The organism is Kitasatospora sp. NPDC059571, from assembly GCF_042735675.1.
In the GTDB taxonomy this organism is placed as follows: domain Bacteria; phylum Actinomycetota; class Actinomycetes; order Streptomycetales; family Streptomycetaceae; genus Kitasatospora.
The window spans coordinates 1-10,997 of the sequence record NZ_JBHWBW010000246.1 but is presented as its reverse complement, the minus strand read 5'-3'; the positions used below and the strand labels follow the sequence as shown (position 1 = coordinate 10,997).

The window sequence follows — 10,997 nt, the reverse complement described above, 5'->3', positions numbered from 1 at the left end:
CAGATAGGTCGGGGTGCCGCCGCCGGCTGGCGCGCGCGCGCGCGCGGGGGGCGCCCCCCCGCGCGGGAACCAGGCGTCGACCGGGTGGCCGTCCGCCTCGGCGCGGTCGCAGACCTCGTCGGACTCGGCGAGCCGAGCGAGTGCCTCGTCCAGGCCCTCGGCGCCGCGGGCCTGGACGGTGAGCCGGGAGAGCTCCTTCAGCATGCCGCAGACCTGGTCGGCGCGCGGTGCCTGTCCGTGCGCGGCGAGGGCACGTCCGCGCGCGGCGTCGGCGGCCTCCCAGCGGCCGGCCTCGGCGAGGGCGACGGTCGCCTCGCAGGCGACCATGGTGTGGATGTCCTGGCCGTCCTCCCACGCCTCGACCTGGTCGGCGAGCAGCAGGTAGTGCTCGGCGGCCTCCCGGTACTCCTCCAGGACCATCAGGCCGCGTGCCAGGTCGAGGCGGATCTGCGCGCTCTGCCGCTCCTCGAACCCGGCCGCGTCCGCCGCCGGCAGCACCGACTCCAGGACGGCGACCGCGTCGGCCGCGCGGCCGCTGTCGCTCAGGACCGAGGCGAGCTGCATCCGGGCGCCCGTCGCGTCCTCGGCCTTCCCGTCGCGGTCGAAGCGGTCGGCGGCCTCGGTCAGCGCCCGGACGGCCCCGGCCGGGTCGCCGGTGTGCTCGCAGGCGTGACCGAGCATCGCGTACGTCGGCCCGTAGGGGAAGGAGTCGTCGTGCCAGCGGACGGCCTCGCCCAGCGCCCGCTGCAGTGCGTCGACGGCGCGGGCGTGCTCGCCGCGCACCAGCTCGACCTGGCCGAGCAGGCCGAGCACGCGCGGGGTGCGCCAGGGCAGCCCGTCCTGCTTCAGCTGCGCGACGATGGAGGAGAGTTCGGTGCGGGCCTCGTCCGCGCGGCCCTGCCGTGCGGCGAGGTCGGCCCGGTAGAGGCGGGCGGTGGCGACGCGGTGCGCGACACCGGCCGCGGTGCTCGCGTCGTGGTACGCCGTGACGGTCCGTTCGAAACGGGCCACCGTGTCGTCGGCCGGCTCGGGCAGGGTGTCGACCAGTTCCCGGTAGCCGGCGTAGGCGTGCAGGTGCAGCACCGACAGCCGGTCCTCGGCCGGGTCGGAGCCGGCCGTCGCGCCCGTCCGGGCCGCCTCGGCGGCCAGCTCGTCGGCGCCGCGCAGCGCCTCGTCGAGCACCTCCCAATCGGCGCGGGCGCCGTCCTCGCCGAGGTGCGCGGCGGCGGCGCGGGCCCGCATCACCAGGGCCCGGCCGGGCACGCCGGCGCCCTCGTACAGGTCGGCGGCGGCGAGGAGTTCGGGCCGTGCCGCACGCCACTCGTCGCGTTCGAAGGCGCGCTGGGCCCGCTGGTCGGCGAGGTCGGCGCGGATCCGGTCCAGCGGTCCGACCCCGGGGTGGTCGGTGTGCGCGTAGTCCTCGGCGCCGATGGCGTCGGCGACCCGGTCCCAGAGCATCCGGGCGTCGGGGTGGTCGACGCGGTCCAGCTCGCGGGCGCGGAGCACCAGGGCGGCGAAGTCCGCAGGGACGGGTTCGGCTTCGGGCCGGGGTGCGGGGACGGCCGCCGGGGCGGGCACCCCGGCGGCCCGCACGCCGAGGGCGAGCGGCTGGGCGAGCAGCGGTTCGGCGGCGAGCCGGGCGAGCCGGCTGTCGCCGATCCGGGTGGTGCCGTTGCGGGCGTCGAAGCGGGCGGCCAGCGCGGCGGCCTCGCCGCTGACGTGGGCGTGCAGCCCGGCGACCGTCCAGGACCGCCCGGCGGGACCGGCGGCCGGCAGCTCGCCGTGGCCCTGTGCGACAAGGCGGGCGGTGAGGACCTCGGCGCCGATGAGGAAGCCGAGGAGGGACAGCAGGTCGCCCTGGCCGTCGAAGAGTCCGCGGTTCTCGGCGAGGATCTCCAGGCCGCGCGGCTCGTTGCCGGACAGCGCGCAGAACTCGAGGTGCAGGCCGATCTGGTGCGCGGCGGACGACTTGCCGCGGGCGCCGCGGTAGCCGACCAGGTGGCCGGAGCGGGCCTCGTCGAGGCGGCCCTCGCGCAGCAGCGGCAGCAGCGCGGAGGCGTGGCTCGTCCAGGGCTCCTCGCTGCAGGTGCTCTCGCCGGTCAGCACGGGCTGCCACTCGGCGAGCGCGCGGGCGTCGTCGCCGCGCCACAGGTGGTGGCGGGCGCGGGCGCGGATCTCGCAGGCCCGGCAGTCGCTCATCAGCGAGCGCGGCCGGGTGGCCCACAGCTCGAAGGCGTTCTCGACGGCGGTGCCGGTGTGCGCGGCGAGGTGGAACCGCTGGGCGTAGTACGGCTGCAGGCCGTGGCCGGCGGCCTCGTAGCGGCTGCGCATCTCGCCGTGCCAGCGCTCGATGGCCGCGAGCGGCACGTCCGGGGTGGAGCACAGCGCGGAGGCGACCCACTTGAAACGCCAGAAGACCTGCTGGCGGGCCCACTCGTTGAAGTCGTCCGGGTGGCTGTCCCACAGCTTGAGGATGCGGGCGAAGACGACCGGCGCCTTGCGGGCCTCGCCGTCGTACTCGTACGCCTCCATCAGGTCCATCAGGGCGAGGACCTGGAGGTCCCGGCTGTCGGGGAACTGCTCGGCGGCCTCGGCGAGTTCCTCGGCGGTGACGGTGCGCGGCCGCCCGTACGGGCGGGTGTCGTTGGCGCGCAGCGCCTCGGCGAGCGCCTCGGGGGTGTCCGTCATCAGGACTCCTTCTGCGGGTCGGCCGTCTCCTGGCCGAGCATGGCGTGGTCGAGCAGGCCGATGAACGAGCGGTTGAGCAGGGCGCTCTCACCGGCGGTCAGCGGGCGGCGGGTCAGCAGCACGGCCTGCCCGTACAGGGCCTCCGCGGCGATGACCGCGAGTTCGCGGCCGGTGACGGTGGCGGCGCGGCGCACCAGCGGGTTGAGGTGGTTGAGGACGAGCTGGGCGCGGGGCACCTCGGAGCGCAGTGAGCCGAGGATGTCGGCCCACAGGCCGTCGGCCTCCTCGGCGAGGCGGGCACGGCCGCGCTCGTGGCGGGCCTCGCGGTTGTCGAGGAGCAGGGCGGGGGCGCTGGCGGGGTGGAAGCTGCGCAGCGCGACGTCGCAGTCGAAGCGGCCGACGACCTCGCGGGCGGTGGCGAGGAAGGCGGCGGCGGCGAGTTCGGCGGCCGGGTCGACGCTGTCGAGGTGGGCGGTGACGGTGCCGGGGTCGAGGTCGGCGACGGAGGTGCCGGGACGGATCTCGGGCAGCCGGTGCACCAGGTCGCGGTCGTAGGTGTAGCCGCCGTTGACGACGCCGAGGCCGGCGGCGCCGGCGATCGGCGCGACCTGGCGGAACTCCTCGACGGTGCGGGCGACCAGGACGACGGGGTGCGCCCGGGCGAACTCCTCCAGGGTGACGTTGCCGTCGGTGGTCTCGAACGGCAGCCAGGGCAGCAGCATCGTCAGGAGCTCGTCGTCGTAGCGGGCGAGCGCCTTGACGGCGAGGTGGTGGACGCCGAGGAAGCGGTGCAGCAGCGCCGGGTCGCTGGCGGACAGGCCGGTCAGCCAGTCGCGGATCCGCACGCCGCAGGCCTCGCGGACCGCGGCGAGCGTCTCGTCGGCGTACAGGCCCTCGCGGGAGGCCGTGGGCCGCAGGCCGTCGGCGTCGACGACGCAGCGGACGAAGAACGCCCAGTCGGGCAGCAGGTCGTCGGCCTGGTCGGAGACCAGCATGCCCTTGAGGTGGACCCGGTGGCCGGCCCGCCGGGAGGGCGGTGCTGCGTCGGGCAGCACGTAGGCGGCGCCGCGCAGGCCGACCAGCGGCAGGTCGAGCTCGATGGTGTCGAGCGGGGTGAAGTCGAAGGTGTCGCGGCAGTACGCGGCCAGGGCCTCGCGGCGGGCCAGCGGGGAGCCGTGCCGGACGTCCCACGGGGCGGGTGCGTCGATCCGGGTGACGGTGCCGCGGGCGTCGGTGACGGTGACCTCGTGGCGCAGCAGGCTGCCGTAGTGGCGGGCGAGTTCGACGACCTGGTCGTGGCGGGTCCACTGGGCGGCGTCGGGGCGCGGGGTGAGGTGCACGGTGGTGCCGGGCTCGGGCATCGCCGAGGCGGGCAGGGTGGTGATGGTGTAGCGGCCGTCGGAGTGGCCGCGCCATTCGACGACGGGGGCGTCCGGGGTCTTGGCGGAGCGGCTGACCACCCGGATCTCGTCGGCGACGACGAAGCAGGCGAGCAGGCCGATGCCGAACTGGCCGATGAAGTCGGTGCGGGCGGCGGCGAGGCCGCTGCCGTCGAGGAGCCCCTGGGCGTCGCGCTTGGAGCTGCGGCCGATGGTGGCGAGGAAGGTGTGCACGTCGGCCTCGCTGAGGCCGACACCGGTGTCGGTGACGGTGAGGTCGCCGTCGGCGCGGACGGTGATCCGGGCGGGGGCGTCGGGGTCGAGGGCGCGCCGGGCGGATATCGCGTCGACCGCGTTCTGCAGGAGTTCGCGCAGGTAGACGCGGGGGCTGGAGTAGAGGTGGTGGGAGAGCAGGTCGACCAGGCCGCGCAGGTCCACCTGGAAGGTGTGCGCGGTCGGGGCGGCACCGGGGGTGCCGGTCGGGTTGCTGCTCGGGGTGCTGTCGGTCGGTGACACCGGGGCGGGGCTCTTTCGGTTCGGCGGCGGGTTGGCCGGGCTTCGGGGGCCGGGTGCGGCGGGCGACTCGGGCGGCGGGGCCTCTGGTGGAGGCGCCCCGCCCTGGGGCGGCTAGCCGGCGCGGGCCGCGAGGTCGCGGAACTTCACGTACGCCTCGGCCGGCGAGCCGTTGAGGTAGGCCCACGGGTACCGGGTGACGGCGCCGTCGAGCTCGCGGAAGAGCAGGTTGGCGGCGGCGGGCTGCCCGGCGAGCGAGAGCGCCATGGCGAAGGTGTTGTGGGCGGACTGCCAGCCGCGCGGCCGGCTGTACGCGGGGTGCCGGACGGACCGGTCGGCGGCCTCGTGGAGCCGGTCGCGGACGGCCGGGCTGTTGATGTAGGCGCGGGCGTCGGCGCCGTCAAGGGAGAGCCAGTGCTCGAGGTGGGCGAGGGCGACCAGTTCGCCGAGCGGGCTCCCCTCCGGGGCGGCGAGCATCGCGGTGCGGGCGAAGTCGTGCATCTCCTCGTGCGAGCCGCCCCACTTCTCGCACAGCTGCTGCAGGCGCTGGCGGTGCGAGCCGAGGTGGTCGGCGCGGCGGCGCAGCGCGGCCTCGAAGCGGTACCGGGCGGCGTCCGGGCCGAGCGAGGCGCCGCGGGCGCTGATCTGCAGGAAGTACCAGGGGGCGAGCCAGGTCGGCTCGCGCTCGGCGGCCTCGTAGAGGTGCTGCTCGGCGCTCTCCAGGCGCTCGCCGAAGACCCTCCACTGCTCCTTGCTGACGTGCTGGGCGGTGGCGCGGGTGCGGGCCTCCCAGGCCCAGGAGACGTGGCGGGCGCCCAGGAGCAGCAGCGGCAGCGCGGAGTCGGGCTCGTCGGCGGCGGCCCCGGGCAGCCAGGTCTCGCTGCCGGGGGCGTCGGCGAGCTGGGCCACCAGCCAGGTGAGGTCGGCCTGGTCGGCGACGGCGGCGAGGCCGTCGCGCAGGGCGGGCCAGTCGGCGGCCGCGTTCTGGTCGAGCATCAGCCGCAGGTCGGCGTCGCCGAAGGCCGGGTCGATCGCGGGTGTTTCCCCTCCCGCGTGACCGGACCGCCGTCCGAGCAGGCGTCCGAGCAGCGACATGGCACAGCCCTCCCCGTGCCGCCGGTCGGGTACAACCGCGGCACGCGTTCGTTTCTCAGTGCGTTCACACAGGTCACGGGCCGCACATGACGACCACACGAACGGAGTACATATCACGGCCGGGCGACAAGCGGGCAGTCGATTACCGTCCGGTCGGGGCCCCGCGCGGCCGCAGGCCGTTCGGACACGGCGCGGCACGGGGGCCGCGGGCGCCGCGGCGCGGGGTGCCGACCGGAGACCCACCCGTTCGAGTGACAATGCCCGGTCGGGCGCAGGGGTCTGTAGGAGTCTCTCCAGCGGTACACGAACATCCGGCGTCGCCGTCCGGCGACCGCAGCACGGAGGATCCATGGCGAACACCCCGGAAGACCTCTCCTACACCAAGGACCACGAGTGGGTCCGCCCGCTGGGCAACGGCCGCGTCCAGGTGGGGATCACCGACCACGCCCAGCGGCAGCTCGGTGACATCGTCTTCGTCGAACTGCCCAAGGTGAAGGACCGGTTCGAGATCTCGGAGCCGTTCGGCACCGTGGAGTCGGTGAAGGCGGTCACCGAGGTCTACGCGCCGCTCGGCGGCACGGTGACGGCCGTGAACACGGAGTTGGGCGACGAAGCCGAGCTCGTGAACACCGACCCGTACGGCGAAGGCTGGATGATCGAGGTCGAGGTCGCGGACAAGAAGCACCTCGCCGAACTGCTCTCCGCCGCCGAGTACGAGGACTACATCAAGGCGGAGGCCGCCGAGTAGGCCGCGCGGGAGGCGCCGGCGGGCCGGGGCTTCGGCGCCCCCGGCCCCCGGCGTGTCCGGCCGCGGGTCGATTCGGTTCCGGATCAGTTCGGTTCCCGGGCGGGCGCATCGGCGGCGGTGTCCGCCCCGGCGGGGCGGGCGTCCCCGTCCGGGGCTGCTCCGCCCGACGGCATCCGGCCCGGCGTACGGACGGCCGGTACGGCGAGTACGGCCGCGGCGGCCACCACCTGCCACAGCGCGCCGAGGGCGAGCACCGGCCCGGCGCCGAGCCGGTCGGCCACCCGGCCCGCCGCGGCGAGCCCGAGCGGGCCGAGGACGAACGCGCCGAGCGCCTCGAAGGAGTGCACCCGCGCCAGCGATCCGGCCGGGATCCGCTGCTGGGTGACGGTGGTGAAGAGCGTGTCGCAGACCGCCGCGCCCACACCGGCGAGCAGCGCGGCCGCCGCCGTCCACGGCAGGGGCAGCCCGGCGGCCAGCGCCGCCGACGGCAGTGCCCAGCCGACGGCGGCCGCGGTGGCGACCGCCAGCGGCCGGTGCGGGCGCCGACGCAGCATCAGCAGACCGCCGAGCACGGCGCCCGCCCCGTACACCGCCATCACCAGCCCCCAGCCGCGGGCCCCGCCGAGCCGCTCCCCGGACAGCAGCGGGCCGAGCACGAGGAACGGCGCCCAGACCAGCAGGTTGAACAGCCCCATCTGCAGGGTCGTCAGCCACAGCCAGGTCCGGGAGCGGAACTCGGCCCAGCCGTGCCGGAGGTCGCCGAGCACCGACCCACCGCCCGGCCCGGCTGCCGGCCGTACCGACACCCCGGCCAGGGCGAGCGCGGAGAGCGCATACGAGGCCGCGTCCAGCGCCAGGACCGGACCGGGTCCGAGCGCGGCCACCAGCAGGCCGGCCAGCGCAGGACCGGCCACCGTGCTGGTGGAACGGGCCAGCCCCAGCAGGGTGTTGGCGTCCGCCAACAGGGCCGGCCCGCGCACCAGGCCGGGCACCAGCGCGCCCAGCGCCGGGAAGGCGAAGCCCTCGCCCACCCCCCAGAGCGCGGCCGCCACCGCCATCACCCAGAGCGGTGGACGGCCCGTCAGCAGCAGTGCCGCGAGGACGGCCTGCACCGCACAGCGCAGCAGGTCGGCGGCGAGGGCCACCCGGCGCCCGCCGAGCCGGTCGGCGACCACCCCGCCGAGCAGCAGGACGAGCACGATCGGCACCACCCGCGCGGCCAGCACCGCGCCGAGCGCGCTGCCCCCTCCCCCGCCGGCCAGGACGGCGAAGGCGATGGCGACCGATGCCATCGCGGAGCCCAGCAGGGAGGCGGCCTGGCCCAGAAGGAAGCGGCGGAAGGCGGGTTCGCGCAGGGCGGCCGCGCGGCCACCCGCAGTGATGGGGGTCATGGCAGGAGTCTCACTGCCATGAGCCGACTGCCACAAGCATTCCTGAGTCTTTCCGACGCAACAATCGCGCACCGCAGTAAACACCCCCCGATGACGGGCCGGATGTCAGCGGTGGTCCAATGGTTCGGTGATTTACTGCGACACCTCGGTGCCGGTGGAGTACGCGGTGGCGGTCGACCGCTACCTGGCGGCGGCACCGCTCGGCGAGGGCTCCCGCCGGGTGTACCGGATCGCCCTCGCCAACTGGGCCTGGCTGCTGGCCGGCCGCCCCGTGCCGGTCGGCGCTGCCCGGCGCGGCGCCCACCCGCCGGTCCTGCCGCTGAAGGTCCTGGACGGCCCCGGAGCGGCGGAGCTGCTGCGCGGCGCGCTCGACCGGCGGTGCACCGACGCCGACCCGCGCACCGTCCACCGCGAGCTGTCGATCCTGCGCGGCGCCCTCGCCCACTGGCAGGACCTCGGCTGGATCGCCGCCGATCCGGCGGCGGGGCTGCGCCCGCTGCCCCGCCCGGACGGGGGCGCCGCGGCGCTCGGACCCGAGCAGCTGCGGGCCGTCCTCGCCCTGCGGGTACCGCTGCGCGAACGGGTCACCTGGCGGCTGCTGCACGAGAGCGGCGCACGCGTGGAGGCCGTCCTCGCCCTGGACGTCGACGACCTCGACCTGCTGCACCGCCGGACCCGCCCCCGCACCGGCCGCCCCGCCCTGCACTGGCAGGCCGCCAGCGCCCGCCTGCTGCCCCTGCTGGTGGCCGGCCGCACCGAGGGCCCCCTGCTGCTCACCGAACGCCGCGCCCCGGCCGGCACCCCGGCCGCCGACCGCTGCCCCTACACCGGCCGCAGCCGGCTCTCCTACCGGCGCGCCGCCGAGCTGCTCACCACCGCGACCCGCCGCCTGGACCCCGCCGGCCGCGGCTACACCCTCCACCAGCTCCGGCCCGGCCCGGCCACCGAATCCTGACGCCGGCCGCCCGGCGGTTCTAGCCTGGCGCCATGGAGGGCTTCGCGACCACCGAGTTCCAGCTCGTTCTGCTGCGGCGGATGGCCGACTTCCAGCCGGAGCGGGTCGAGCGGGCCGTGCACCGGCTCGGGGCAACCCGGGCCGGGATGCGGGAGGCGAACAAGCGCTGGCAGGCGATGGTCCGCTCGACGCGCTTCCCGCACGGCGGCCGCCGGTACGCCGCCGTCCTCGGGCCACCGGTGGCCGTCCTCCCCCGCCGGATCGGCGACCTCGTCTGCACGGCGCAGCAGTGGGCGCTGCCGCTCTGGCCCGACCTGCGTTTCGAGATCCTGCTCGGCCCGGGCGGCGACGCGGGCCCGTCGTGGAACGAGTGGCTGGTCCGCGCCCCCGACGCGCCGGTGCCGGAGCTGAGGGCGCTGCCGGACCTGGCGCCGTGGAGCAGTGTGGTCTCGGACGTCGCGGCCGCCTTCCCGCCCGCCGTTCCGCGCGAGGGCAGTGCGCCGACCCGGTGGGAGCTCGACCTCACCGTCCCCGACGCGTCGGGCCGGCCGGTGCCGTGCACGGCCGACTTCACCTGGGGCCTGCTGCAGGAGGTCCGGGTCCGCGAGCTCGAACGGCCGGTGCCGAACCAGGCCCCGTGAGCCGCGTGCGCCCGGGCGGTGGGCCCCGGACGGCAGGACCCCGTCAGACCCGGGCGGCCGCCCGGAGGTCGTGGTCGAAGGCCAGGATGTCCTCGCGGGTCAGCGAGGTCCGCGTGCGGCCGACGGCGTGCAGGTAGTCCTCGGTGCGGGGCGACTGCGCGTCGGTGCGCGGATCGCCCGCGAGGTGCCGCTCGAAGGCGGTCTGGGCCGCGGTCTGCGCCGCGTACTCGATGTCCGCCGGGGTGAACCGGTCGCTGGCCTCGACCAGGGCGTCCAGGTCGAGACCGGCCACCCGGTCCGGCCCGATGTAGCGGGTCCAGATGGCCCGGCGCGCCTCCGGGTCGGGCGGCCCGACCGGGATGAGGAAGTCGAAGCGGCCCGGCCGCAGGAACGCCGCGTCCAGCGAGCGCACCGCGTTGGTCGCACAGATCAGCAACCGCCGCTCGCCCCGGCGGAACTCCGGGATGAGCTTGAGGAGTTCGTTGGTCACCCGGTGCGCCTGGCTGGCCGGGTCCTGCCGCTCGGAGGCGATCTCCTCCGCCTCGTCGAAGAAGAGCACGACCTCCTCCAGGTGCTCCACCTGTGCGAACAGCCGGCGCAGCCCGTCCGCCGCGCCGCCCCCGTCGTCGGCGAGGTGGTACGGGAGCACCTCGACGAACGGCCAGCGGAGCCGGGAGGCCACCGCCCGGGCGAAGGTGGTCTTGCCCGTCCCCGGCGGCCCGAACAGCACCACCGCCCGCGGCGGCACCAGCCGGTACTGCTCCGCGACCTCCGGGTGCTCCAGCGGCAGCACCAGCCGCCGTTCGATCAACTCCTTCTCCGCGGCCATGCCGGCGATGCCGTCCCAGAGGCCGCTCGCCGGCACCGCGCCGCCGAGCTGGTCGAGCAGGGTCGCCTCCGCCGAGGCGGGCGAGAGCAGCTTCTCGAAGTAGCTCAGGTCGGGCCGGTAGGTGTAGCCGGAGTTCTTGAAGGCCTGCTCGCCGACCTCGCCCTCCGGCAGCAGCGCACCGATCCGGCGCACCCCCGCCTCGGAGAGCCGCTCCTCCAGCACGGCGAGCAGTGCCGACCCCATGCCGTGGTGGCGCCACTCGCGGGCGATCGCCAGCCGCAGCACCCAGGCCCGCTCCTGCGCGGTGGAGGCCACCGCGGCGCCCACCACCCGTGCGCCGACCGTCGCGACGACGGCGGGCGTGTCCGCCCGCAGCGCCCCGACGACCTCGGCGAGGCTGACCGCGGGATCCGCCGCGGTGTCGCGCGACTCCTCCCAGATCCGCACCACCTGGTCCAGGTCGCCTTCCGCCAGGTCCCGGATCCGCCAGGGCTTCATCGCGCCGTCCTCCCGGCCGTGCTCGCCCCGCGCACCGCCGTCCCGCACGGGGTGGGGCCCCGGGTCGCACGGCCGGTGCCGGCCGCGGCCGGCGGAGCAGCCGCCGAACGGCCCCTTCCCGGCAGTCTAGGCACCACCGGGCGGGCCCGCAGGGCCGTGGCCGACGGGCCGGCGGGCCCGGCAACCGGCATCGCCCGCTGGCCGGGGCCGCGCCGCGGCGCGCTACAGCCCGTGGCCGCGCCGCCGCTGCCCCTCGCCAG

8 protein-coding genes are annotated in these 10,997 nt (G+C 76.3%); 3 read left to right on the top strand and 5 right to left on the bottom strand.

The window, feature by feature from the left end; genetic code table 11:
- The 3 genes from ACFV0G_RS24370 to ACFV0G_RS24360 form a co-directional block, all read right to left on the bottom strand.
- On the bottom strand, nt 1-2,688 hold a 2,688-nt coding region (locus tag ACFV0G_RS24370; protein ID WP_380551694.1), incomplete at its 3' end, for a hypothetical protein.
- The gene (locus ACFV0G_RS24365) at nt 2,688-4,583 is read right to left on the bottom strand and encodes an HSP90 family protein (protein WP_380551691.1); all 1,896 of its coding nucleotides are present in this window, start codon (nt 4,581-4,583) and stop codon (nt 2,688-2,690) included. The genes ACFV0G_RS24365 and ACFV0G_RS24370, both read right to left, overlap by 1 nt.
- Before the next feature lie 111 nt (nt 4,584-4,694).
- A complete protein-coding gene (locus ACFV0G_RS24360; RefSeq protein ID WP_380551688.1) occupies nt 4,695-5,675 on the bottom strand; it encodes a hypothetical protein in 981 nt (326 codons plus the stop codon).
- A 349-nt stretch (nt 5,676-6,024) separates the two neighbouring features.
- Between ACFV0G_RS24360 and gcvH the strand changes: the two genes are divergently transcribed.
- A complete protein-coding gene (gene gcvH, locus ACFV0G_RS24355; protein WP_380551685.1) occupies nt 6,025-6,423 on the top strand; it encodes a glycine cleavage system protein GcvH in 399 nt (132 codons plus the stop codon).
- 83 nt (nt 6,424-6,506) lie between these two features.
- On the opposite strand, the gene ACFV0G_RS24350 is transcribed toward gcvH, so the two are convergent.
- Nucleotides 6,507-7,814 (bottom strand): MFS transporter, encoded by a 1,308-nt coding sequence (locus tag ACFV0G_RS24350; protein WP_380551682.1) that lies wholly within the window; start codon nt 7,812-7,814, stop codon nt 6,507-6,509.
- Between the two features lie 127 nt (nt 7,815-7,941).
- Here ACFV0G_RS24350 and ACFV0G_RS24345 point away from each other — a divergent pair, with 127 nt between their 5' ends.
- Together ACFV0G_RS24345 and ACFV0G_RS24340 are read left to right on the top strand one after the other, a co-directional pair.
- Nucleotides 7,942-8,769, top strand: coding sequence for a hypothetical protein (locus tag ACFV0G_RS24345; protein ID WP_380551679.1), 828 nt, complete (start codon nt 7,942-7,944; stop codon nt 8,767-8,769).
- Nucleotides 8,770-8,801: 32 nt separating this feature from the next.
- Nucleotides 8,802-9,410: a hypothetical protein gene (locus tag ACFV0G_RS24340; protein ID WP_380551676.1), complete on the top strand. Its 609-nt coding sequence runs from the start codon at nt 8,802-8,804 to the stop codon at nt 9,408-9,410.
- Between the two features lie 43 nt (nt 9,411-9,453).
- Here ACFV0G_RS24340 and ACFV0G_RS24335 read toward each other — a convergent pair whose 3' ends face one another.
- Nucleotides 9,454-10,737: an ATP-binding protein gene (locus ACFV0G_RS24335; protein WP_380551673.1), complete on the bottom strand. Its 1,284-nt coding sequence runs from the start codon at nt 10,735-10,737 to the stop codon at nt 9,454-9,456.
- Nucleotides 10,738-10,997 lie beyond the last annotated feature (260 nt).